This is a genomic window from Streptomyces sp. NPDC046379 (assembly GCF_055587785.1).
The window spans coordinates 207,222-230,602 of the sequence record NZ_JBVJFP010000012.1; the positions used below are offsets into that span (position 1 = coordinate 207,222).

The 23,381-nt window shown below is 73.8% G+C and carries 21 protein-coding genes and 1 pseudogene; 11 read left to right on the forward strand and 11 right to left on the reverse strand.

The window, feature by feature from the left end; all coding sequences use genetic code 11:
• Positions 1-6 precede the first annotated feature (6 nt).
• Positions 7-660, reverse strand: a complete 654-nt coding sequence (locus ACZ6KF_RS22230; protein ID WP_469158657.1) for a bifunctional DNA primase/polymerase — start codon at positions 658-660, stop codon at positions 7-9.
• Positions 661-984: 324 nt separating this feature from the next.
• On the opposite strand from ACZ6KF_RS22230, the gene ACZ6KF_RS22235 reads away from it, so the two are divergent.
• Positions 985-2,370 carry a tetratricopeptide repeat protein gene (locus ACZ6KF_RS22235; protein WP_356629774.1) on the forward strand — a complete coding sequence of 462 codons (1,386 nt, stop codon included), beginning with the start codon at positions 985-987 and terminating at the stop codon, positions 2,368-2,370.
• A gap of 201 nt (positions 2,371-2,571) precedes the next feature.
• Positions 2,572-4,257 carry a hypothetical protein gene (locus ACZ6KF_RS22240; RefSeq protein ID WP_469239728.1) on the forward strand — a complete coding sequence of 562 codons (1,686 nt, stop codon included), beginning with the start codon at positions 2,572-2,574 and terminating at the stop codon, positions 4,255-4,257.
• A gap of 20 nt (positions 4,258-4,277) precedes the next feature.
• Here the strand turns inward: ACZ6KF_RS22240 and ACZ6KF_RS22245 are convergent, their stop codons facing one another.
• Complete coding sequence (locus ACZ6KF_RS22245; protein ID WP_356629778.1) at positions 4,278-5,585, reverse strand: ABC transporter substrate-binding protein; 1,308 nt, start codon at positions 5,583-5,585, stop codon at positions 4,278-4,280.
• 117 nt (positions 5,586-5,702) lie between these two features.
• Between ACZ6KF_RS22245 and ACZ6KF_RS22250 the strand changes: the two genes are divergently transcribed.
• Together ACZ6KF_RS22250 and purU are read left to right on the forward strand one after the other, a co-directional pair.
• Positions 5,703-6,221, forward strand: coding sequence for an SCO4402 family protein (locus ACZ6KF_RS22250; protein WP_356629780.1), 519 nt, complete (start codon positions 5,703-5,705; stop codon positions 6,219-6,221).
• 46 nt (positions 6,222-6,267) lie between these two features.
• A complete protein-coding gene (gene purU, locus ACZ6KF_RS22255; protein WP_356629782.1) occupies positions 6,268-7,149 on the forward strand; it encodes a formyltetrahydrofolate deformylase in 882 nt (293 codons plus the stop codon).
• Between the two features lie 19 nt (positions 7,150-7,168).
• On the opposite strand, the gene ACZ6KF_RS22260 is transcribed toward purU, so the two are convergent.
• Entirely contained in the window at positions 7,169-8,428 is a 1,260-nt protein-coding gene (locus ACZ6KF_RS22260) for a maleylpyruvate isomerase mycothiol-dependent enzyme family protein (protein WP_469239730.1), read from the reverse strand.
• Positions 8,425-9,015 (reverse strand): sigma-70 family RNA polymerase sigma factor, encoded by a 591-nt coding sequence (locus tag ACZ6KF_RS22265; protein ID WP_356629786.1) that lies wholly within the window; start codon positions 9,013-9,015, stop codon positions 8,425-8,427. Before ACZ6KF_RS22265 ends, ACZ6KF_RS22260 begins: the two co-directional genes overlap by 4 nt.
• Positions 9,016-9,358: 343 nt before the next feature.
• On the opposite strand from ACZ6KF_RS22265, the gene ACZ6KF_RS22270 reads away from it, so the two are divergent.
• The 3 genes from ACZ6KF_RS22270 (at position 9,359) to ACZ6KF_RS22280 (ending at position 11,317) form a co-directional block, all read left to right on the forward strand.
• Complete coding sequence (locus ACZ6KF_RS22270; RefSeq protein ID WP_356629788.1) at positions 9,359-9,739, forward strand: STAS domain-containing protein; 381 nt, start codon at positions 9,359-9,361, stop codon at positions 9,737-9,739.
• A gap of 167 nt (positions 9,740-9,906) precedes the next feature.
• Positions 9,907-10,431 (forward strand): EF-hand domain-containing protein, encoded by a 525-nt coding sequence (locus ACZ6KF_RS22275; protein ID WP_469176758.1) that lies wholly within the window; start codon positions 9,907-9,909, stop codon positions 10,429-10,431.
• A 427-nt stretch (positions 10,432-10,858) separates the two neighbouring features.
• Complete coding sequence (locus ACZ6KF_RS22280) at positions 10,859-11,317, forward strand: ATP-binding protein (protein WP_356629792.1); 459 nt, start codon at positions 10,859-10,861, stop codon at positions 11,315-11,317.
• Between the two features lie 530 nt (positions 11,318-11,847).
• Here the strand turns inward: ACZ6KF_RS22280 and ACZ6KF_RS22285 are convergent.
• Positions 11,848-12,885, reverse strand: coding sequence for a GlxA family transcriptional regulator (locus ACZ6KF_RS22285; protein WP_469239732.1), 1,038 nt, complete (start codon positions 12,883-12,885; stop codon positions 11,848-11,850).
• A gap of 71 nt (positions 12,886-12,956) precedes the next feature.
• Here ACZ6KF_RS22285 and ACZ6KF_RS22290 point away from each other — a divergent pair, with 71 nt between their 5' ends.
• Positions 12,957-14,258 carry an MFS transporter gene (locus ACZ6KF_RS22290; protein ID WP_469158663.1) on the forward strand — a complete coding sequence of 434 codons (1,302 nt, stop codon included), beginning with the start codon at positions 12,957-12,959 and terminating at the stop codon, positions 14,256-14,258.
• A gap of 17 nt (positions 14,259-14,275) precedes the next feature.
• Here the strand turns inward: ACZ6KF_RS22290 and ACZ6KF_RS22295 are convergent, their stop codons facing one another.
• The gene (locus tag ACZ6KF_RS22295; RefSeq protein ID WP_469239734.1) at positions 14,276-15,487 is read right to left on the reverse strand and encodes a flavin-containing monooxygenase; all 1,212 of its coding nucleotides are present in this window, start codon (positions 15,485-15,487) and stop codon (positions 14,276-14,278) included.
• A gap of 460 nt (positions 15,488-15,947) precedes the next feature.
• On the opposite strand from ACZ6KF_RS22295, the pseudogene ACZ6KF_RS22300 reads away from it, so the two are divergent.
• Positions 15,948-16,544: pseudogene (locus ACZ6KF_RS22300) on the forward strand (GNAT family N-acetyltransferase); the annotation flags it as partial.
• A gap of 651 nt (positions 16,545-17,195) precedes the next feature.
• On the opposite strand, the gene ACZ6KF_RS22305 reads toward ACZ6KF_RS22300, so the two are convergent.
• The 3 genes from ACZ6KF_RS22305 to ACZ6KF_RS22315 all read right to left on the reverse strand — a co-directional run bounded on the left by ACZ6KF_RS22305 (position 17,196) and on the right by ACZ6KF_RS22315 (position 19,034).
• Positions 17,196-17,867: a pyridoxine/pyridoxamine 5'-phosphate oxidase gene (locus ACZ6KF_RS22305; protein ID WP_356629802.1), complete on the reverse strand. Its 672-nt coding sequence runs from the start codon at positions 17,865-17,867 to the stop codon at positions 17,196-17,198.
• Positions 17,868-17,878: 11 nt separating this feature from the next.
• Entirely contained in the window at positions 17,879-18,304 is a 426-nt protein-coding gene (locus ACZ6KF_RS22310; protein WP_356629804.1) for a pyridoxamine 5'-phosphate oxidase family protein, read from the reverse strand.
• Between the two features lie 91 nt (positions 18,305-18,395).
• Positions 18,396-19,034, reverse strand: coding sequence for a TetR family transcriptional regulator (locus ACZ6KF_RS22315; protein ID WP_356629872.1), 639 nt, complete (start codon positions 19,032-19,034; stop codon positions 18,396-18,398).
• Between the two features lie 134 nt (positions 19,035-19,168).
• Here ACZ6KF_RS22315 and kbpA point away from each other — a divergent pair, with 134 nt between their 5' ends.
• Both kbpA and afsK read left to right on the forward strand, forming a co-directional pair.
• A complete protein-coding gene (kbpA, locus tag ACZ6KF_RS22320) occupies positions 19,169-19,891 on the forward strand; it encodes an AfsK-binding protein KbpA (protein WP_356629806.1) in 723 nt (240 codons plus the stop codon).
• Positions 19,892-20,084: 193 nt separating this feature from the next.
• Positions 20,085-22,442 carry a protein serine/threonine kinase AfsK gene (gene afsK, locus ACZ6KF_RS22325; RefSeq protein WP_469239737.1) on the forward strand — a complete coding sequence of 786 codons (2,358 nt, stop codon included), beginning with the start codon at positions 20,085-20,087 and terminating at the stop codon, positions 22,440-22,442.
• Positions 22,443-22,478: 36 nt separating this feature from the next.
• Here afsK and ACZ6KF_RS22330 read toward each other — a convergent pair whose 3' ends face one another.
• Together ACZ6KF_RS22330 and afsS are read right to left on the reverse strand one after the other, a co-directional pair.
• On the reverse strand, positions 22,479-22,931 hold the full coding sequence (locus ACZ6KF_RS22330; RefSeq protein WP_356629810.1) for a phospholipase: 453 nt from the start codon (positions 22,929-22,931) through the stop codon (positions 22,479-22,481).
• A gap of 212 nt (positions 22,932-23,143) precedes the next feature.
• Positions 23,144-23,380 carry a regulatory protein AfsS gene (afsS, locus tag ACZ6KF_RS22335; RefSeq protein ID WP_356629812.1) on the reverse strand — a complete coding sequence of 79 codons (237 nt, stop codon included), beginning with the start codon at positions 23,378-23,380 and terminating at the stop codon, positions 23,144-23,146.
• Between the last annotated feature and the right edge of the window lies 1 nt (position 23,381).

The following is a 23,381-nucleotide window of genomic DNA, read 5'->3' on the forward strand; positions in this document are numbered from 1 at the left end:
GGCCTCCTACCGGGCGCTCCCGCACGCGTACGCGAGCGCCGGGACCAGCTCCTCCACGTCCGGCAGCCACCGGTTCGCCGCCGTGGGCCGGCAGGCCCACTGCACCGCGCCCCGCGACCCCATCCGCGTGGGCGGCGCCGCCACGTACGCCCCCTCGCCCAGCGCGACCAGGTCCAGGGAGGACACGGACCAGCCCAGCGCGCGCACCAGCGCGGGCAGCTTCACCGAAGCCCCGGGCAGCACCAGGAAGTTCATCCGGCCGTCCGGCGTCAGCGTCACCGGCCCCAGCGGCAGCCGCAGCCGCTCGGTCCGGGCCAGCGCCAGGAACCCGGCCGTCTCCGGGACGGACAGCGCGTCGAACGTCCGCCCCGTCGGCAGCAGGATCGACGCGTCCGGCCGCTGCTGCCACATCCGCCGGACCGCGCTCGCGCTGCCCGTGGCGAGGGACGCCCAGTCGGGGCGCACGGGGTGCGCGCCGGGCGCATCGCAGCGTGCGTCGCCGCAGGAACAGCGCTGCACCCCGTCGACGGCTTCCAGCCAGGCGCCGGGGACCACGTCCCAGTGACGCTCCTCGGCATAACGGACGGCGGTGTCCAGCAGCGATTCCCCGCGCTGGACCGGGATCTGGGCGGCCTCGATGGTCACGACGGTGTCTTCCACGACGAACTCAACTCCCGCACCCACCTGGGGTTACGGCCGCCTCCCGCGCGCGGGGAGGAGCGCCGGTTCGCCGGTCGGGGCGCATGGGTGCATGGGCGGGGGCGCGCGGGAGGATCCCGGCCGGAGCTGGGTAACCACGGGAGGGGCCGGCTCCGGCCGACCCGGGCAATCCTCATATGTCTTGTATGTCTCGCATTTTTGGTTTGTCCGTGGGGCATTGATCTCCACGGCCGGAACCTTTCGCCCCCGGGGCGGAGGTCGCGGCCGTGGAAGACACATCAACTCGGTGCGCGGGCAGGCACCGCAGCCAGCAGGGGGTACGCCATGGCCGCAAGGCCTCTCGTCGCCAGGCAGCCGAACGAACGGCTGCAGGCGCTCATCCAGGAAGCGGGTTGCTCCAACGCCGGGCTGGCCCGCCGGGTCAACATGTGCGGGGCCGAGCACGGTCTCGACCTGCGCTACGACAAGACGTCCGTGGCCCGTTGGCTGCGGGGACAGCAGCCGCGCGGGCGCGCCCCGGCGATCATCGCCGAGGCGCTCGGGCGCAAACTGGGCCGTACGGTCACGATCGACGAGATCGGCATGGCCAACGGCAAGAACCTCGCGTCGGGCGTGGGCCTGCAGTTCTCGCCGACGGTCCTCGGGGCCATCGAGCAGGTCTGCGAGCTGTGGCGCAGCGACGTCGGGCGGCGGGACTTCCTGTCCGGGTCCTCCGTGGCGGCGTCCGCGCTGGTCGAGCCGAGCCGCGACTGGCTGATCTCGGCGCCCGACGCCCAGGTGGCGCGCTCCGCCGGGCCCCGGGTGGGGCAGTCGGACGTGGCGGCCGTGCGGGCGATGACGCAGGCGCTGGTCGACCTGGACCACCAGTACGGCAGCGGGCATGTGCGGCCGGTGGTCGTGCACTACCTCAACAGCGTGGTGTCCGGGCTGCTCGCGGGCTCCTACCGGGAGACGGTGGGCCGTGAACTGTTCGCCGCCGTCGCGCGGTTGACCGAGCTGGCGGGCTACATGGCCGTCGACACCGGTCAACCGGGCCTGGCCCAGCGGTACTACATCCAGGCGCTGCGGCTCGCCCAGGCGGCCGGCGACCGCGGTTACGGCGGTTATGTGCTCGCCGCGTCCATGAGCCATCTGGCCGCGCAGCTCGGAAACCCCCGGGAGATCGCCCAGTTGGCGCGGGCCGCGCAGGAGGGAGCGCGCGGCCGGGTCACCCCGCGCGCGGAGGCGATGTTCCTCGCGGCGGAGGCGCGCGGGCACGCGCTGATGGGTGACGCGCGCGCCGCCGAGGAGGCGTCGGGGCGGGCGGTGAACGCGCTGGCGCAGGCCGACCCGGAGTCGGGCGACGACCCGGAGTGGATCAGGCACTTCGACGAGGCGTACCTCGCCGACGAGTTGGCGCACTGCCACCGCGACCTCGGGCAGGCCGAGGCGGCGGCGCGCTGTGCCCGGCAGGCCCTGGCCGGGCTGCCCGAGTCCAAGGCCAGGCGGCGGGCGATCGGTTATGTGCTGCTCGCCACGGCGCAGGTGCAGCAGCGGGAGATCGAGCAGGCCTGCCACACGGGTCTGAAGGCGGTCGAGCTGCTGGAGACGCTGCGCTCGGAACGCGGCGCCGAGTATCTGGAGGACTTCCAGCAGCGGCTGGAGCCGTTCCGGGAGGAGGCGGTGGTACGGGAGTTCGGGGCGCGGCTGGAGCTCCAGGAGGCCGCGTGAACTCTCGCCCGCCGCCCGCGTGAGCGGGCGGGAAACGGGGGCGCGGGGCGGTCAGGGCCGCATCATCAGCGTTGCGGCGGGTGGTTCTGTTACCGGTGTCACAGGGCGGGCGGTCCGCTCCCGTGCTGCGTGGCACCGGGCTCCGGGGACCCGGTAGCGTGGGCCGACGATTCCGAAGGTCCCCCAGTCGTAGGAGTCCCGGTGACGCAGAGCGGACAGGGCGAGGAGCCCTCGGCGCAGCCCGCGCGCGAAGGCATCGTGCTGCCCTCGGACGGCGGTGAGCCCGTGCTGCCGGGCGGATCCGGCGGTCCGGGCGGGATCGCCGCCCCGCAGCCCGGCGGGCCCCTGCCGTCCGCGCCGCCGCCCGGCGGTCAGGCCTGGGACCGGCCGTGGGGACCCGAGCAGCCTCCGGTGCAGGACCAGGGCTGGCAGAGCCCGCCCCCGGCCGAGCCGTGGTCCGCCCAGGCCCCGCAGCAGCAGCCGTACCAGCAGCAGCAACACGAGCATCGGCAGCAGCACCAGCAGCCGCAGCACCAGCAGCCGCAGCAGGACCAGTGGGGCCGGCAGGACCACGCGCCGGCCCACGGCGGCGGTCCCGGCCCGCTGCCGCCCGAGGGGGCCCCGGCCCCGTCGTCGTACGACCGTCCCGCGGGCGGCTACGACCCGTACGCGCCGCACGGCACGGCCGGCCAGGACCCCTACCCCCCCATACCCGGCGCCTCCATACCCGGCCAGGGCCACGCGGCGCCGCTCCCGCCCGCCGAGGACCGCGCCACCCACTACCTCCCGCCCGTCCGGGCGGACCGCGCCCCGCGGCAGCCGCAGGCCCCCGGAGCGGACGACGGCGCGACGCAGTACCTGCCCCCCGTCGCCGCGGCCCCGGACGAGGGCGCCACGCAGTACATCCCGCCCGTCGCCCCCGGCGCCCTGCCCCCGGAGATGCCCCCCGCCCACGGCCCGGGCCCGCAGACGCCCGCCGAGACGACCCAGTACCTCGGCCGCGCCCGCCAGGACGCCCCCGGTCCCGGCCCCGACGCGGACGCCACGCAGTACGTCCCGCCCGTGACCGGGCAGCCGTACGGCGACCGGCAGCCGCCCGCCGAGTTCGACAACCTCTTCCGCAGCGGTCCCGGCGGCCCCGCCCCGGAGACCCAGCAGCTGCCGCGCTTCCAGGACCCGCAGCCCGCGCAGCCCTCCTACGACACTCCGGGCCCCGCCCGCGGACGGCGCGGCGGCGGTGGCCGTACCGGCTCGCGGGTGCCGGTGATCGCCGCGTGCGGTGTCGCCATCGCGCTCGTCGGCATCGGGGCGGGCGCCCTGCTCGGCGCGGGCGGCGACGACAACGACGACCCCAGGCCCGTGTCCGCCACCGCCCCGGCGGACGAGTCGGCCTCCGCGTCCGCCTCCCCCTCGCCGTCCGTGGACCCGGCGAGGACGCAGGCGGTGGAGCTGGACAAGCTGCTGGCCGACAGCGGCGACAGCCGGGCCGCGGTGATCAACGCCGTCAACGACGTGAAGGCCTGCACCAACCTGGCCGAGGCGGCCGAGGACCTGCGGGACGCCGCGGCGCAGCGCAACGACCTGGTGACGCGGCTGTCGGGGCTGCCGGTCGACGAGCTGCCGCAGAACGCCGAGCTGACCGCCGCCCTGACCAAGGCCTGGCAGGCCTCCGCCGCCGCGGACAACCACTACGCGGCCTGGGCCGACCAGGTGGCCGCGCAGAAGGGCAAGCTCTGCCGCAAGAACCAGGCCCGCGCCACCGGCCGGACGCAGGCCGGCAACCGGGAGAGCGGCACCGCCACCACGCAGAAGTCCGAGGCGGCCAAGCTGTGGAACCCGATCGCCAAGCGGTACGGGCTGACCGAGCGCCGGCCGACCCAGCTCTGAGCGGGCCGGCCGGCGGCGGGTCAGCTCGCGTCGGCGTCCTGGAGGGTGTCGGTCACGTCGATGGCGTCCTTGCCGGCGGCCACCAGCTGGCCGTCCCGGACCACCTGGGGGGTCACGGAGGTGTTGGCCAGCCGCGGGAAGCCGACGGAGGCGAGCACGTCCTGGAACTCCCACCGCAGCGTCGGCGTGAGCCCGCCCGTGGTGACCTTGAAGCCGTCGTCCAGGATGCGGCGCACGGCGCCGGCGGAGACCTCGCCCTCGCCGATCTCCTCCAGGACGGCCTCGAGGACGGTGTAGGCGATCCAGGTGGTCTGCACCCCGGCGTCCGCCGGGTCGATGCGGGTGTCGGAGAAGGCCTGGTCGCGGATGACCTTCTTCATCGGGTCCCAGCGCTTGTCGGTCTCCACCGGGTACCAGCCGGTGATGTACGCCCCCTCGAACGGCCCCGAGGCGCCGCCGCTCGCGTCGATGACCGTCTGGTCGGCGTTGCCCAGGACGGTGCCGGTGCGGACCCCCGGGTACTCCTCGCGGGCGCGCCGGAAGGAGTCCATGAACGTGCTGGTGCGGTCGCCCAGCGCGGGCACCACACAGCCCTTCTTCGCCGGGTCGGCCGAGGCGCGCTCCAGGGCCTGAGCGGTCTGGACGGAGAACTCGGTCGCGTCCTCCGCCGCCCGCAGGTCGGTCGCCTCGGGGTGGCCGCCGGCCTTCAGGCCGGAGTTGATCAGGGTGGGCAGTTCGTCGCCCGCGATGGTGTCGGGCCGTACCAGCGCCACCGGCCCGCACTCGTCGGCCAGCTCCCGGCCGAGGCCGGCCAGCAGCGTGGGCTGGCCGCCGTTGACCGGGTAGGACAGCGGGCTGGTGAACTCCGCGTTGGTGATGCCGTAGCCGCCGATGTACGGGATGCCCGCGCCTTCCAGCACGGGGAAGAAGGAGTCGGCGTACTGGCTGTACGAGCCGACGACGGCGACGACGTTCTCCTTGGCGGCGCGCCGGGCGCACTTGGCGGCGTGGACGCTGTTGTTGTGGTCGTTGCAGATGACCACCTTGAGCTTGCGGCCGTTGATGCCGCCGTTGGCGTTGACCTCCCGCGCGTAGGCGAGGGCCAGCGCCGGCATGCCGGGCTTGTTGGTGGCGTTGGTGTCCTGCGGGGCCCAGGTCATCACGGTGATCGAGTCGTCCCCGGCGCCCCCCGTGACGCCGGGGACGACCCCGCATCCGACGGCCAGCGACGCGCAGGCCACCAGGGCTGCCGCCGCGCGCACGCCGGCTCTGACGGGCCTGGTGGAGGAGATCGGGAAGGTGCTGCGGTGGTATCGCCTGCCGGTCATGAACACGCACGATTCCGTCACATCGCTAACCCGTGAGTGACCTTTGGCCAACGATCGGTGACCGCGGGGTGAATTGCGGGGTCCGGTTAACGCGGTATTTCAAAGAACGTACGATCGATGACCGTGCAAGCAGCTCAGGGTGTCCAAGGTTCCGAGAACTCTTCCCGTCGCGGGCGTCGCTCCTCCACCATGGGCGGCATGCCACTCAACGACATGCCGTGGTGGCGCTGGCGCAGCAATGTGCGCTCCGCGCTGCACATGCTCTCCGACCCCGCCTTCCAGCGCGACGTCTGGCTCGCCGGCGCCGACGGGTACGGGGACGTCACCGACGCCGTGTACCGGCTCGTCGAGGACACCTGGCTCGACCACTGGTCGGCGGAGAAGTACGTCGGCACGATCTTCCGCGACTCGCAGGAGGCCGCGCTGGTCGACACCGCGGTGCTGCGGGTGCTGCGGATCATGCACCAGGTCGGCCCGGACGCGCCCGTCTCCTCCTACGTCGAGCACCCCGCCTGGCCGGAGGCGGTGCGGGCGGCGCGGGACGCGCACGTGCGGATGGCGGTGAGCGACGGCGAGGACCCGGACGCGCCGCCGCGCACGCTCGAGGTGCTGCGCATTCTGACCCGGTCCGCGTAGCGGGACGGTTGCCGCCCGCGCGGCTCGTTGTGCGACCCTGTGCTGCATGAACGAGCAGTCCACCCGAGCCGCGGCCCCGGCCGACCAGTACGTCCTCACCCTCTCGTGCCCGGACAAGCAGGGCATCGTGCACGCCGTGTCGAGCTACCTGTTCATGACCGGCTGCAACATCGAGGACAGCCAGCAGTTCGGGGACCACGACACGGGTCTGTTCTTCATGCGCGTCCACTTCTCCGCCGAGCCGCCGGTGACCCTGGAGAAGCTGCGGGCCAGTTTCGCGGCGATCGGCGACTCCTTCCAGATGGACTGGCAGATCAACCGGGCCGACGAGAAGATGCGCATTCTGCTGATGGTCAGCAGGTTCGGGCACTGCCTGAACGACCTGCTGTTCCGGGCGAGCATCGGCGCGCTGCCGGTGGAGATCGCGGGCGTCGTGTCCAACCACACGGACTTCGCCGAGCTGGTGGGCTCGTACGACATCCCCTTCCATCACATCCCGGTGACGAAGGAGACCAAGCCCGAGGCCGAGGCGCGGCTGCTGGAGATCGTGCGCGAGGAGAACGTCGAACTCGTCGTCCTCGCCCGGTACATGCAGGTCCTCTCCGACGACCTGTGCAAGCAGCTCAGCGGGCGGATCATCAACATCCACCACTCCTTCCTGCCGAGCTTCAAGGGCGCCAAGCCGTACCACCAGGCGCACGCCCGGGGCGTGAAACTGATCGGCGCGACCGCGCACTACGTCACGGCCGACCTGGACGAGGGCCCGATCATCGAGCAGGAGGTCGAGCGCGTCGGCCACGGCGTCACCCCCGACCAGCTCGTCGGCATCGGCCGCGACGTGGAGTGCCAGGCCCTCGCCCGCGCCGTGAAGTGGCACGCCGAGCGGCGCATCCTGCTCAACGGCCGGCGGACGGTCGTCTTCGCGTAGCCGGCCTCGCGCGGGTGCCCTACATGCGGCTCAGGGACGCCGCCGCCGACAGCACGTCCCTGATCGCCACCGGGTCGCCCTCCTGGCCCGTGGCCGCCTCCTGCGGGGAGACGCGGCCCGCGGCCAGTCGGCAGAACTCGACGTCGTCCAGGGCGATGTGGGCCACCGTGCGGTCCGCCGAGGCGGACGCCGCGGGGGAGTCCAGCGGGATCAGCCACTTCCCGCCCGCCGCGCCCTCGATCTCCAGCAGGAGGGTGCGGCCCGGACGGCCCGCGGTGGCGGGACGGCGGGCCGGCGCGGCCGGACCCCAGCGCCGGCGCTCCGCGAGCCTGCCCGGCAGCGACCGCGCGGCCAGCTCGATCATGCGGTGCAGATGGCGCGGGGACGGCGGCTCGTACGGGTAGGTCACCGCGTCCGCGATGTCCTCCGCGTGCACCCAGCACTCGAACGCCCGGTCGATCATCGCGTCGTGCAGCGGCAGTTCGAGGTCGCCGTACGGCACCGGGAGCCCGCCGCCCCGCCCGCCGGTGAAGGACGCCGTGCGCACCAGCTCGTGCGACTGGGCCCGCCAGGGCGCCCGCACGGCCCCCGTCGGCGGGACGTGCGACGCCTGCCAGTACGCCTCCGTGCGCGCCGCCGGCGTCGGCCCGGCCGGCGTCTCGCCCAGCGGGTCGTCCAGGCCCAGGGCGAGGGCGATCAGCCCGTCGACGGCCAGCAGGTGCGCGATCACCCCGGCCACCGTCGTACGACGGCTCGCCGGCTCCTCGCCGTCGAACCAGCGCAGCCGCACCGGCGCGTGCCACTCCGCCGTGCCGAAGTCCTGGAGCAGGGCGTCCAGCCGCGCCGTCTCCGCGTCGTACGGTTCCGCCCACTCGGGCACGGGGATGCGCGGCGGGCGCCGGTCCAGACAGGCGCCCAGGACGCGGGCGCGCAGGGCGGGGTCCAGGTCGAGGCTCTCGGGGCGGTGCAGCAGGCCGACCGCCTCACGCAGCCGGCGCGCCTCGTCCGCGCAGTCGCCGCACTCGCCCAGGTGGTCCTCCACGGCCGCCGACTCCTCCGCCGAGCACGCGGCCAGCGCCCAGGCCCCCAGCAGCGATTTCAGCACCGGGTGCGCCAGCACCGGGGGCGCAGGAGGCGGGGGCGGGGCAGGGGCGGCGCGCAGGGCGTCGAGGGCGGGCAGCGGGCGGTCGCCGTCCTCGACGGAGGCGCGGGGCGGCGGGATGCGGGGCGCGCGCGGGGCGTCGTGGCCGCCCTGCTCCCCGGGGCCGGGTTCGTTCACGCCGCGCCCCCGTATCCCGGGGGCGCGCCCGGCGTGTCCGTGTCGTAGGCGGTGGCCAGCAGCTGGAGGCCGAGGCGGAGCCGGCGGCGGGCCTCGTCCTCCGTGACGCCGAGGTCGGCGGCGGTGCGGCGGTAGTCACGGCGCTGGAAGTAGGCCAGCTCCAGCGCGGCGCGCAGCGGGGACGGCATGGCGTGCGCGATGTAGTCGGCGCGGGCGGCCACCGAGGCGCGGCGGACCTTCCGCTCCAGCTCCTGGCGGCCGGCCTCCGAGGCCTCGTCGTCCCCGTCGAACGCCGTCGTCCCGGTGGCGCGCAGGCGCTCGACGGCGATGCGGTGGGTGAGGTCGGCCACCCAGGTGCGCAGCGGGCCCTGCTGCGGGTCGTACGACTCGGGGCGCTCCCATATGCGGACGAACACCTCGTGCGTGACGGCGTCGGCCCCCTCCTCGTCGCCCAGGACGCGGTGGGCGAGGCTGTGCACGAGCGAGGAGAACCGGTCGTACAGCTCTCCGAGGGCGGCGGCCTCGCCGCGGGCCAGGCGCCGGCGCATCGTGCGGTCCCAGTGGGGCGACGCGTCCCTCTTCGCCATGCGGCCCCCTCCCTCAGCGTTCGCCGGCACCGGTCCTCACCTCGAATGTAGTCGGCGCGTTGGAGAACGCACGCCCCTTTGCGGCAATGTGCGCCCCTGGACGACCCCGTAGTGGTAGAGGGCTGAACGACATTGACCGACGGGCGCCGACGGCGACGACTCCTGGGGGACGATCGTTTTTGACCGAACAGGATCGAAGCCGACGTAATCAAGCCTCTTTCCTTTGATCGCCGTTTCCGCGGACGTGTTTCGGGGAACGGCCGGTGGGCAGCCGCGCTGCAAGGAAGCGTAGGAAAAGCTTCCGTTTCTCCGGTGGGGGCCGGAAGTCCGGCGAACGAAGGGCATGGTGGTGGCGTTCAATGTGACCGGCGGCGAGCAGGGCAATTGGGCCGTGCTCCGGGTGTCGGGCGAACTGGACCTGGTGACGTCGCCGATGCTGCGCCAGCGGGTGCACGACGAGGTCGCCGAGGGCCGCCACAGTCTCGTCCTGGACCTCTCGGAGGTCTTCTTCTGCGACTCCAGCGGCGTCGGAGTGCTCATCGCCAGCCGCAGGCTGCTGCGTTCCTGCCAGGGCCGGCTCCGGCTGATCCTGCCCGCCGAGGGCGCCGTGGACGGCTCCCATGTCAACCGGGTGCTGGGCGCGCTGGGCGTGCGCCGCCTGTTCGACGTCCATCCCGACCTCGCGTCGGCCGTGTCGGAGGACGCCCGCCCCCTGCCGGCCTGAACACCCGCCCCTGCCGGCCCGCGCCCGCCCCGTGCCGCACCGTTGTCCCGGAATTCCCCCGGTCCTGGCACAACCGCCGCCCGCACGCGACCGGCCCGGCCCCGGCGTCGTACGCTCCCAGCCAGACGCACCCCGGATACGAGATGACGTGAGGCGGCCCGAAAGACATGGTCAGCGACGAGTACGAGCGCAGGATTGCGGCCAGGTTCGCCACCTTCGACCAGGACGGCAACGGCTGCATCGACCGTGCGGACTTCTACGGAGCGGCCAAGGCGCTGCTCGCGGAGTTCGGCGTCGCGCCCCGCTCCGACCGTGGGCAGGCGCTGTTCGGCGGCGCCGAGGCCTTCTGGCAGGGCATGGCGGGCATGGCCGACCGCGACGGCGATCAGCGCGTCACCCGCGAGGAGTTCGTGAACGGCGCGGTCAAGCGGCTGAGCGACAACCCGGAGCGGTTCGCCGAGATCGCCCGCCCCTTCCTGCACGCCGCCGTCGAGGTGGCCGGCACGCGGGGCGACGGCGACGGCCCGGTCACGGTCACCGTCGGCGACGCCGTGCGCGCGCTGCGGGCGTTCGGCGTCCCCGAGGCCGTGGCCCGCGCGGCCGCCGCCGCCCTGGACGCGGACGGCGACGGCAAGGTGACCGAGGCGGAGATCGTGCCGGCCTTCGCCCGCTACTTCACCGTCCACGGATGACCACCGGGTGACAACGGATGGCGCCGCCCCGGCCGTTGAACACACCCTCGATTGTCACGCATCGTGGCATTGGTGCGGTTACTGAGCGTGGAAGCGAAGTTGTGTCCCCGGCGTGACTCGTCACGTCCCGGAGTCGGGGGTTCACTCCGGTACCTTGGGTGGGATGCGAGTGAAAAGCGCTTCTACCCCCGTCGGTGAGCGTCGCACAGTATGCCGCACGGGTACTCCTTCGCGCTGGAATATGCCCGAAGCGCTTGTTCAGGTGACGCAACGTCAACCAAGCTGTCTCGCAAGGGAATCACTTTCCGTGATCCCTGCTCTGGCCGTTGTTCTGGTCATGCAGAAAATGGCTACGATCGTGGCCCTCATGAGGTGCGAGCCTCTGTGTCCACCGGTTCGGATGGTGTGAGCGGTGCAGGTGCTTCAAGTGCAGCTGGAAATCCGGCCCGACCCCGCTGAAGTGGGGCGTGCCCGGCGGTGGGCGCGCTCCCGGCTCGCCGGCTCGGGCATAGGGACCGACGACCCGCTGGCCGAGACGCTGGTCCTGCTCGTGTCCGAGTTGGTCACCAACGCCGTGGTGCACACCGGCCGTCCGGCCGTGCTGCGGCTGTCGCTGCCCCCCGCGCCGGCCGAGTCGGCCACCGTGCGGGTGGAGGTGGCCGACGCCAGCACCCGGGCCCCGATGCCCCGCTGGGTGGACTGCGAGCAGACCGGCGGCCGGGGCCTCGCCCTGGTCGACGGCCTCGCCGACCGCTGGGGCTGGAGCCCCGAGGGCGCGGGCAAGCAGATCTGGTGCGAACTCGACTGCTGCACGGCACGCGCGGCGGTGACGTACGGCTTCGAGGGGCGCGGCGGATACGAGGGGTTCACGTACGAGGCCGTGTGACCGGGCCGGTGTGCGGGCCTTCGAAGGGGGCGTGCGGGTGCGGGCGCCGGCCGGTGTGCGGCGTACGGCGGGCGGGTGCCGACCGGTGCGCGGGCGTGCGGGCCCGTGTGTGACCGTGCGGACGGATGCGCGGCTGCGTGGTCCGAACCGGTACGGCGGGAGTCCGCGCGAAGTGCCGTGCGCCGGGTGTGCTTCCATGTGCGCCGTCCAGCAAATGGGACGTAAGTAACAAATTTCCGCCGGGGTGTTGACGCCCGATGTCCGTTTGATCACGCTTGTGGGCAACGGCTCGCCGCGAGGGGACGGCGAGAGCTCCGGTGACGGGAGCCCTCGGCGAGTGCGGGTCGTGTTTCGGCGCCGGTTCCCCGCGGGGAGCCGAGGGATCGGGGAGGGGCGCGCCGGAGCCGGACGGCGGCGTCCTTCGGCGCCGTGCTCGGGGCGGGCCGCCGCGGGCGCCGCCGTCCGGAATCAGCACCGTGCGCCGGTGCCGAGGGTCCGGGGTTTTCCCGGTCTCGACGCTCCCGTCGGCCTCAGCAGCGTCCCGCGTTGTCCACACCCTGTGGAAAACCCGGCCGGAACGTCCGCCGGTACGCCGTCGGCGTCACGCCCAGCGCCGCCTGGAGGTGCTGCCGCATCGACTGCGCCGTCCCGAATCCCGCCTCCCGCGCCACCTGGTCGACCGACAGCTCCGTCGACTCCAGCAGCTGCCGGGCGCGCTCCACCCGCTGCCGGGTCAGCCACTGACCGGGGCTGACGCCGACCTCCTCGCGGAACCGCCGGGTGAAGGTGCGCACCGACATGGCCTCCTGCTCCGCCATGTCGCGCAACTGGATCGGCTCGTGCAGCCGCCCCAGCGCCCAGGCGCGCGCCGTCCTCGTGGTCGACGCCCCCGGATCGGGCACCGGCCGCTGGATGTACTGCGCCTGCCCGCCGTCGCGGTGCGGCGGCACCACCGTGCGCCGGGCCACCTCGTTGGCGACGGCCGTGCCGTGGTCGCGGCGCACCATGTGCAGGCACAGATCGATGCCGGCCGCGACGCCCGCCGAGGTCAGCACGTCGCCGTCGTCGACGAACAGCACGTCCGCGTCGACCCGCACCTTCGGGAACAGCCGCTGGAAGTGCTCGGCCTGCGCCCAGTGCGTGGTGGCCCGGCGTCCGTCGAGGTGACCGGCGGCGGCCAGCACGTACCCTCCGGTGCAGATCGCGGCGAGCCGGGCGCCGGGGCGGACCCGGCCGAGCGCGTCGGCCAGCTCGGGCGTCAGCACCCCCTCCTCGAACACCGGTCCCAGCTCGTACGAGGCCGGGACGACGACGGTGTCGGCGTCGGCGAGGACCTCCGGCCCGTTCTCGACGTGGACGGTGAAGTCGGCGTCCGTGCGGACCGGGCCCGGCGGGCGCACGGAGCAGGTCAGGACCTCGTACAGCCGCCGCCCCCGGGCGTCCCGGGGGCGGCCGAAGATGCGGTGCGGGATGCCCAGTTCGAAGGGGAGCAGCCCGTCGAGGGCCAGCACCACGACCCGGTGCGGACGCAAGCCCTCGCTCCCCGGCCTGCGGATTCCCCCACTCATGGCCCGATCCTAGCGAACACTGTCCCTCCGGCCACTCGATCGTATGATCCGCACCCGCGAAGCTCTACGGCGTGACCCAGACGACCGATGCCGCGCCCGCCGTCCGCCGGCCGCACCCGCCCCGCGTCCACCGCGCCTGGTTCGTCGCCGCCGTCGCCTTCGTGACGATCATCGGCGCCGCCGCATTCCGTTCCCTGCCCGGACTGCTCATCGACCCGTTGCACGAGGAGTTCGGCTGGTCGCGCGGCACGATCGGCGCCGCCGTCTCCGTCAACCTCGCCCTCTACGGGCTGACCGCGCCCTTCGCCGCCGCGCTGATGGACCGCTTCGGCCTGCGCCGGGTGGTCGCCGCCGCGCTGACCGTGATCGCGGTCGGCTCGGGCGCGACCGTGTGGATGACCGAGCCCTGGCAGCTCATCCTGTGCTGGGGCCTGCTCGTCGGCCTCGGCTCCGGGTCGATGGCGCTGGCGTTCGCGGCGACCGTCACCAACCGCTGGTTCACCGAGCGCCGCGGCCTGGTCACCGGCATCCTCACCGCCGCCGCGGCCTCCGGGCAGCTGATCTTCCTTCCGTTGCTGTCCTGGATGGTCGAGCGCGGCGACGACTGGCGTCCCGCCGCCGTCACGGTCGCCGTCACCGCTCTCGCGGTCGTCCCGTTCGTCTGGCTGCTGTTGCGCGACCACCCGGCCGACGTGGGCCTGAAGCCGTACGGGGCCAAGGAGTTCGTACCGAAGCCGGCCCCCGTGCCCGGGGCCGCGCGGCGGGCCGTGACCGTCCTCCGGTCGGCCATGCGCACCGGGCCCTTCTGGCTGCTCGCCGGTTCCTTCGCGATCTGCGGAGCCTCCACCAACGGCCTGATCCAGACCCACTTCGTGCCCGCCGCGCACGACCACGGCATGCCGATCACCGCGGCGGCCTCGCTGCTCGCGGTCATCGGGGTGTTCGACGTCATCGGCACGGTGGCCTCCGGCTGGTTCACCGACCGCTACGACGCCCGCCGGCTGCTCGCCGTCTACTACGCCCTGCGCGGCGTCTCCCTGCTGTTCCTGCCGATCCTGCTGGCGCCCAGTGTGCACCCGCCGATGGTCTTCTTCATCGTCTTCTACGGCCTCGACTGGGTCGCCACCGTGCCTCCGACCATGGCCCTGTGCCGGGCGCACTACGGCGACGACAGCGCGATCGTCTTCGGCTGGGTGCTCGCCTCCCACCAGGTCGGCGCCGCCGCGGTGGCGTTCCTCGGCGGCGTCGCGCGGGACGTCTTCGGATCGTACGACGTCGTCTGGTACGCGTCGGGCGCGCTGTGCGCGGCGGCGGCGCTGATGGCGCTGGTGATCCGCCGGCGGCCGGTTCGGGAGACGCCCGCCGCCGTCTGACGGAGCGTCAGCTCGCTTTACCGGGTGGCGTGTCCGGGCAGCACGGCGACCTTCGCCGCGTCCTTCCGGGCGATGGCCTTGGCGATCTTCTCGGCGTCCAGGGCCAGTTCGCGGAGCATGCCGCTGATGGGGTTGGTGAACCCGGTGAAGTAGAGGCGGGGCGCGTCGCGCGGGCTGCGGGCGCCGCGCACCACCGGCCGGCCCCGCTCGTCCAGGACCCCGAGATGGCCGACCAGCGGCTCCAGGGCCCGGAGGTAACCGGTGGCCGCGATCACCGCGTCCGGGGCGATGCGGTCGCCGTCGGCGAGGACCACCTCGCCGTCCTCGAAGGACTCCACGGCGGCGACGATCTCCACCCGTCCCTTGCGGACCGCGTCCACCAGGCCGACGTCCAGGACGGCCACCGAGCCCTGCTTGACCCGGGTGTAGAGGCCGGCCTCGGGGCGGGGCAGCCCGTGGGCGGACAGGTCCGGCACCGCCAGCCGCGCCACCGGCCGGGCCAGCCGGTCGACCAGGCCGGTCGGCAGCCGGCGGACGAGGATGCCGGTGAGCTGGGCGGGCCAGCCGAGCGTGGCCCGGCGCATGATGTGCGGCGGCGTGCGCACCGCGAGCCGTACCCGCGCAGCGCCGCCCTCGACCAGGTCGACGGCTATCTCGGCGCCGGTGTTGCCGACGCCGACGACGAGCACGTCCCGGCCGGCGTAGGGGGACGCGTCGCGGTAGTCCGCGGAGTGCAGGAACTCGCCGGTGTAGCCGTCGCGGCCCGGCCAGTCGGGGATCCGGGGCGTGTGGTTGTGGCCGGTGGCGACCACGACCGCGCCGCCGGTCAGCCGGCGTCCGCCGGTGGCGTGCAGCAGCCAGCCCCCGTCGGGGGCGGGCTCGACGCGGGAGACCTCGACGCCGGTGACGATCTCCAGCTCGTGGTGCTCGGCGTACTTCTCCAGATAGCGGACCATGTCGTCGCGGGCCGGCCAGCGGCCGAAGCGGCGCGGCATCGGCAGACCGGGGAGCGCGGAGCGGCTGCGGGTGGTGTGCAGCCGCAGCCGGTCGTAGTGCCGCCGCCAGGAGGCGCCGACGCGGTCGGACTTCTCCAGGACGACCGCGCGTATGCCCCGGGCGCGCAGCGCGGCGGCCGTGGCGAGTCCGCCGGGTCCGCCGCCTATGACGTAGACGGGGCGGTCGGCGGGTCTCGGGCCTGCGGCGTCGGCGGGTGCAGTGGAGTCGGGCATAGCACCGGAGCGTAATCATCCGCCGGAGGGATGCGTCGGGATGGGGCGGGGTGTGACTGATGTCGCACGGATGTGCACGCTCGGTGCGGGTGGGTGAGCGGGGATGTCCGGGGGTGGGTGAGCGGGGATGTCCGGGTCGTGGGTGGTGGGTGCGCGTGGCGGTGCGGGGGGACCGGTGAGCGCGCTGCCGCCGTGCCTCACCTCGACTGCCCCTTCGTTCCGGCACCGGATCGATATTTTTTCCTCGGCTTGCTTGCGGTTGCGAACCCACCTGCTCCTCGGCGAAATCGGCGACGCCCCTTCGGGGCTCATGGCCGGTGCACGGATTCAGATAAACCGCACAGACCGCGCGCCGCGGGCGGAGGGACGTTCCCGGCCGCAATTCACCGGCTGGACCGGTGCTTGTGGGAGGGCGGTGAAAGGGCGTGTTCCAGCCGTCGCAAGAGGCTTCAATGGCCCCATGGCCCACATACGCGCGCTGACCCCGTGCGACCCTCCGCACCCCGAACTCCACGGCCTGGGACTGCGCTTACGCGATTGGGACCCGGACTCCGAGGACGACGTCAGAAACTGGCTGCGCGGCATGTCCGACCCGGAATTCCGGCGCTGGAACACCCCCCGCAATCCGATCACCGACCTCGCCGCCGCCCGTACCTCCCTGCGTGCCAGGGCGGACCACGAGGCAGGCTGCACGAGCGTGTCCTTCCGCGTCACGGACGCCTCTTCGGGGACGACTCTCGGCCATATCGGCGTCAACGACATCGACCCCGTCCTGCGCGTCGCCCGCGTCGGCTACTGGATCCTTCCCGAGGCCCGCGGCCGGGGCGCCGCCACCCGCGCCCTCACCCTCGCCGCCCGCTGGGCCCTGACCGACTTCGGCCTGCACCGCCTCGAACTGGGCCACGCCCTCGGCCACGACGCCTCCTGCCGCATCGCGGAACGCTGCGGCTTCCCCTACGAGGGCACCCTCCGGGGCGCGATGTGGGAAGCGAACCGCCAGGACCGCTTCAGGGACGTCCACCTCCACGCCCGCCTGGCCACGGACCCGCCCCCGGAACCGCCCCCCGCACCGGACGACCCGGCGGCCGAGACGTCCCGCACATCATCCGGTACGGCCTCCGGTACGGCATCCGGTGCGGTGCCCGGTCCGGCGTCGGACCGGGGGGACCTGGTGGGCGAACGGACGGTGTGAGCCGGGGCGGCTGCGAGCGGCGGGGCGGTCGGCAGCCCCGCCTGCGGTTCCCGGGGCGGGACGGCCGACCGGCCGTCGCGGGACGGGAATCGACCGTCCCGCGAGCGGGCCGCCCGCCGAGGGCTGGATCGAGCGCCGAGGGCTGGATCGAGCGCCGAGGGCTGGATCGGCCGTCCCGGGACCGGGTTCCCGGCCGACCCCCGGTGCGCCGTCCCGGCCACGGCTCCCGGCAGGGTGACGGGCGGGTCACGGGCCGGGCGCCCGGTGCGGCGGGGCCGGTGCGGTGGGGGCCGGTTCGACCGTCCGCCCCGGACCGGGGCCCCGCACCACTCCCGATGCGCCGTCCCACTCCCGATCCGCCCTCCCGGCCGACGCCGCCGGCCGCCGTCGCGGCCGGACAAGCCCCCGTCCCACTCCCGATCCGCCCTCCCGGCCGACGCCGCCGGCCGCCGTCGCGGCCGGACAAGCCCCCGTCCCACCCCCGATGCGTCGTCCCGGCCGATGCCCCGGCCGCCCTCACGGCCAGACGAGCCCTCGCGTCCAGCTCCCCCCGCCCTCCTCCCGCCGGTACACCAGGCGCACGTGCCGGCGGTGGGCGTCGCCCTGGAAGAACTCGGCCTCGATGGGGGCGAGGCGGTACAGGGTCCACGTCGGGGCGTGCGCCCCAGGGGTCCCGGCGGCGCGGGTCCAGGCGGACTCCGACGCCGTCGCCAACTCCTCCAGGGAGCCCAGCGGTTCGCTCTGGCGGCCGGTGAGGGCCGCCGCGAGGGCGCCCGTGGAGCGGGCGTGCAGGTCGGCGCGGGACTCCTCCGGCGTGGCCGGCGTGACCGGGCCGCGCAGCCGGATCTGGCGGCCCAGCGCCGGCCAGTAGAAGGCGAGGGCCGCGTACGGGCGGGAGGCGAGGTGGCGGCCCTTGCGGCTCGTCGCGTGCGTGGCGAAGGACCAGCCGGCCGCGTCGGCGCCGTGCAGCATCACGATCCGCACGTCCGGCAGGCCCTCCTCGTCGGCCGTGGCCAGGGACATGGTGTGCGGCTCCGGCTGGCCCGCCGCGACCGCCTGCGCGAACCACGCGGTGAACAGCGGCAGGGGCGAGGCGGGCGCGGTCGCCGGGTCGAAGGGCGGCAGGTGCGTGACCGCCGGGTCCCACACCCGCAGCGACCTCAGCAGTTCGTGAAGATCCGGTTCCATGTCCCCGATTGTCAGACCCGGCCCAGGTCCGACGACACCCACCGTTCGGGCCGCATACGGATCACGATCTGCTCGCCGTGGTTCTTCTCGGCGAAGGCCACGTAGCCGTCGACCTTCTCGGCAGGCAGGTAGCGCACGGCGAGCTCCCGGAGGTGTTCGTGCGCGGCGGGTGCGACGCCGGTCACCGGGCCCTCCACCGACACGTAGCGAATGGTCGGCTCCAGCCGGTCGATCATCAGCGAGAACCTGCCCGCCGCCTCGATCAGCGCGGCCTTGCGGGAGTCCGCCCCCGTCATGATCCACACTTCGCCGCCGGGCTCGTACTGGTACCAGATCGGCAGCGTCAGAGGCGCCCTCCCTTCCCCGGCGGCCACCGCCAGCGCGGCGACGTGCGGTTCGGCCAGGAACTTCTCGCGCTCTTCGCGGTTCAGTGCCATCTCGTTCCCCTCCGGCGCCGAAAAGCGCGACAGGCGGTGGTCCACCGGGGTGGACCACCGCCTGCCTGACAGGACTCGCGCTTTCCGCCGCTTACTTGGTCGGCTTCTTTCCGGTGATCCCCAGATGGACCAACAGTGCCAGATTCGGCTTGAGTTCGGCCTGCTTCACGCCCCACGAGGTGAACCCCTTCTGGTGCGAGGCCACCGCCGCGAGCATCGCCACGACCGAACCCGCGATCGCCGCGGGGTTCACGTCCTTGTCCACCCGTCCCTTGGACTGGAGTTCGGCGACCGCGTCGACCAGGGAGTTGTTCACGGAGTTCAGCAGCTTCATGCGGATCTTGTAGAACCGCTTGTCGCCCTCGGCCGCGCCGAGGTCCACGACCCGCAGGATCGCGTCGTTCTTCCGCCAGAAATCCAGGAAACCGTCCACGAGTTCCTGCGCGGTCTGCCAGCCGGCCCGCCCCGCCCAGGTGCGACCCTCCAGCAGCGGCGTCAGCAACCCGGCCCCCTCGGCGGCCGTGCGTTCGGCGATCTCCAGGACCGCGCCCTCGACGTCCGGGAAGTACTGGTAGAAGGTCGCGGGCGACGTGCCCGCCTTGCGGGCCACATCGATGACTTTGACGTCCCGGTACGGGGAGGAGCTGAGCATCTCGCTGAGGCAGTCGAGCAGCTTCTGCCGCGTCGCCTGCCCGCGCCGGCCGGCCACCCGGCCGTCGACGGTGCGCACTTGTCCTGTCATGCCGTCAGCTTACCGACGGGGGGTGGGAGCGCGATTTGGCCGACTGCAAATGGGGTGCACGGGTGAATCGGGCGTGGTGTGCCTGGTGGGCGGCGTGCGCGCGCCGCCGCTAGTTTGGCTGTATGGCCGAAAACAGGGCACCGCAGTACACGGAGGGCGTCCCCTGCTGGCTGGACGCCCAGCTCGCCGACGTCGAGGCGGGCAAGCGGTTCTACGGCGAGCTGCTCGGGTGGTCCTTCGAGGAGTCGCACGGCGGAACCGTGCGCGCCCGTCTCGGCGGCGAGCCGGTCGCCGGGCTCGCGCGCAAGACGGACGGCCGGCTGCCCACCGTGTGGACCGTGTACTTCGCGACGCCGGACGCGCACGCCCTGAGCCGGCGGATCATGGCGGCCGGCGGCCAGGTCGTCACCGCTCCGGCACCGGTCGGCGACCTGGGCGTGGCCGCCCTCGCCACCGACCCCGAGGGCGCCGTCTTCGGCCTGTGGCAGCCGGGCCGGCTCCAGGGCTTCGGCGTGCGCCACGAGGTGGGCGCCTTCGTCTGGGCCGAGCTGTACGCCCGCGACACCGGGGCCGCCAACGCCTTCTACGGCGGCCTCTTCCACGACGCCCTCTTCGGCCCCGACGCCGAGCCCGACTTCGGCCGCGCCCCGCTCACCGACCTCTTCGCCGCCCAGATGCCGCCGCACTTCCTCGTCCATTTCCGGGTCGCGGACTGCGCGGCCGCGCTCGCCGAGGTGCGCCGGCTCGGCGGCCGGATCCAGGCGGGCCCTTTCGGCGCCTCGTACGGCACGGTGGGAGTGGTCAGCGACGACCAGGGGGCGTCGTTCGCGGTGCTGGAGCGCTGATAGGCCCCGGTTCTTCCCCGTTTTTGCCGGTGTATGACACGAGACATCCCAATTGTCACCGGGTTCGCAACCTGTGGCCGGGACAGGAAGAATCGGGGTGCGTGCCGCCGCGGCGGTGCGGTGGTGAGACGCTGCACTTCGGCCGCGTACACATCAGTGGGTGACGCGGCTCGTACGGGGAGGTGGCAGGCAAGTGGTGGATCAGCTGACGCAGCACGATCCGCGGCGGATCGGGCCGTTCGAGGTGCTGGGACGGCTGGGGGCCGGCGGCATGGGGCTGGTCTATCTCGCGCGCTCGGCGTCCGGCCGGCGCGTGGCGATCAAGACCGTCCGCACCGAGCTGGCCGAGGACCAGCTGTTCCGCGTCCGCTTCACGCGCGAGGTGGAGGCGGCCCGCGCGGTCTCCGGTTTCTACACGGCCGCCGTGGTCGACGCCGACCCGCGCGCCGCCGTGCCGTGGCTGGCCACCGCCTACGTCCCCGCGCCCTCCCTCGAGGAGATAGTGAACGACTGCGGGCCGCTGCCGGCCCAGGCGGTGCGCTGGCTGGCGGCGGGCGTCGCCGAGGCGCTCCAGTCGATCCACGGCGCCGGGCTGGTCCACCGCGACCTCAAGCCGTCCAACGTCCTCGTCGTCGAGGACGGCCCCCGGGTGATCGACTTCGGCATCGCCTCCGGCGTGTCGAACACCCGTCTGACGATGACGAACGTCGCCGTCGGCACCCCGGCCTACATGTCCCCGGAGCAGGCCAAGGACTCGCGCAGCGTCACCGGTGCGAGCGACGTCTTCTCCCTCGGCTCCACGCTCGTCTTCGCCGCCACCGGACACCCGCCCTACCACGGGGCCAACCCGGTCGAGACCGTGTTCATGCTGCTGCGCGAGGGCCCGGACCTGGAGGGCCTGCCGGACGAGCTGCGCCCGCTGATCGAGTCCTGCATGCAGATGGACCCGACCGCCCGCCCCACCCCGGCCGACCTCCAGGCGCAGCTCGCCCCGCACCTGTTCGGCTCCGGCTCCGACGACAGCGGCACGGCGTCCGCCTGGCTGCCCGAGAAGGCGGTCGCCCTGATCGAGGCCCGGCGCGGCGGCAGACCCGCCCCCAGGCCCGCGTCCGGCCAGGGCCGCAGCGCCGGGGGCCGGCCCGCCGTACCGCCGCCGCCCCCGCACGACCCGGCCGTTCCGGCCCCGCCGCCCACCGCGCCGCCCGTCCCGCCCGGCGGCCTCGACGGCGGGCCCGTGCGGCTGCCCGGCGCCGCCGTGCCCATCGGCCCCGGTCCGCGCGTCGCCGACGCCCGCGCCGCCGCCGTCAAGGCGCCCCCGCCGGAGGCCGGCCTCGCCGCGTCCTGGGCCAGACCCCGCCCCGGCGTCAACGGCGCCGACCCCGCGCCGCAGGCCCCGGCCGCCCCCGCCGAGCCCGCGTCCACCGGCTGGCGCCCGTGGCGTTTCCGCATGTCCAACGACGTCTGGGGCACCCCCGCAGTCGCCGGCGACCTGGTCTACGTCACCTCCTTCGAGGTGCACGCCCTGGACGTGGCGACCGGCCGGCGGCGGTTCAAGACCCGTGACGTGGCCTGGTCGATGGCGGTCGCGGACGGCCGTATCCACGCCTCCGACGGGCCCACGCTGTTCGCGCTGGACGCCCGCGAGGGCGGTGACCTGTGGCGGCAGTCCACCGACGCCTGGGTGTACTCGCTCAAGGCCGACCGGGGCACCGTCGTCACCGGCACGCGCGGCGGCGGGGTCCAGGCCTGGGAGGCCGCCAACGGGCGCAAGCTGTGGGAGACGACCGGCTGCCAGACCGACTTCGAGTCGCCCGAGGCCGGGCCCGCCGTGCACGACGGCACGGTGTACGTCTGGCAGGACGCCCGGCTGCGCGCGCTGGACGCCCGCACCGGCAGCGAGCGCTGGTCCTATCCGATCGGCGACGCGGCCTCCTGCGGCGGCGTCCCGGTCCGGCTGACGGCCGCGCCCGACGGGTTCGTCTACCTCTCGGCCGGCACCCGGGTCATCGCCGCCGACGCGGCGACCGGGCGGGTGCGCTGGCACTTCGAGGCGCCGGCGGTGTTCCTGTCCCCGCCCGCCTTCGCGCCCGGCCCCGCGGTCACCGGCGGCGGGGTCTACCTCGCCGACTACCTCGGCACCGTCTACGCCCTCGACCCCACCGACGGGCGCGACCGCTGGCGCATCGCCACCGAGTCGCGGGCCTCGGTCGAGCCGGTGCTGGTGGCCGGCGGCCATGTGCACGTCGGCAGCGGCAACGGCCTCTACACCCTCGACGCGGTCACCGGCACGCCCAAGTGGCGCTTCCAGGCGGGCGGCGACATCGTGGGGGCGCCCTCGGTCGCGGAGGGCCGGATCCACTTCGGCTCCACCGACCACCTGCTCTACACCCTGAAGGCGGACGACGGCCGGCTGCGCTGGAAGCTCGCCACCGGCGGCGAGATCACCGGCTCGCCGGTGGTCAGGGACGGCATCGTGTACGCGTGCAGCAAGGACCGCTGCGTCTACGCGCTCGACGCGGAGAAGGGAACGGGCACGGCCCGCGCGGCCTGATCCGGTCGCGGCCCGTGCCCGGTCGGTCCCGTCCGGTCAGCCGAAGGCGCGCACGGCCTGGTAGTACGTCCACGCCGTGCTGTTGCAGCTGGTCTTGGTGGCGCCGCTGTATCGGTTGCAGACGCGCTTGAGGTCCTCGTAGAAGGCGCTGTCGAGGCGGGACTTGTTCGCGGAGAAGGTGCCCATCGCCTTGTAGTTGCGGTAGCCGAAGTCGTGGCGCGCGCAGGACATGGAGAAGGGGAAGCCGAAGGGGTTGTCCGGCGAGGTGGAACAGTAGTCCGTCGACCAGTCGAAGCCGTAGGCGGACCAGGCGGACTGGTTGGCCCGGGCGGCGGCCCAGGCGTTGTAGCTCGTCGCGCTGGTCTGCGTCCAGCTGGACAGCACCTGCGGCTTGTCGGCCGGCGCGGCTCCGGCGGCGGTCGCGGTGGCGACGACGGCGCCGAGGGCGAAGGTCGAGGCGGCAAGAGCGGTGCCGAGTCTGCGGTGCATCCCACACCTCCATGACGTCGTTGCCCGCTTGTCGGACAACAGGTTCATGACAAGAGGATCTCCGCGCGATGGGTGGGTTCACACTCCGACGGCTCGAAATCTCCATGAACGACAGTGGAATTGACACGCTGTCGGACGCACGTCGGCCGCGACGGCTCCCCCAGGTGCCGTCGCGGCCGATCCCCCCGCCGGGATGAAGGTGCGTGGGCCCGTCAGCGACCGTCGAGGTCGAGGGCGGGCGGGGCGGGCATGGCGTTGTCCATGGTGCGGATGTCGCCCTTGGTGGGCGGGGCCGGCATGGCGTTGTCGAGCGTGGTGATGTCCGCCCCGCCCTTGGGCGGCGTCGGCATCGCGTTGTCGAGCGTCGTGACGGCCTCGTCCATGGCGGGCGGCGCGGGCATCGCGTTGTCCTGCGGTACGGCCGCGGCGTCCTTGAGGTTCTCGCTCATG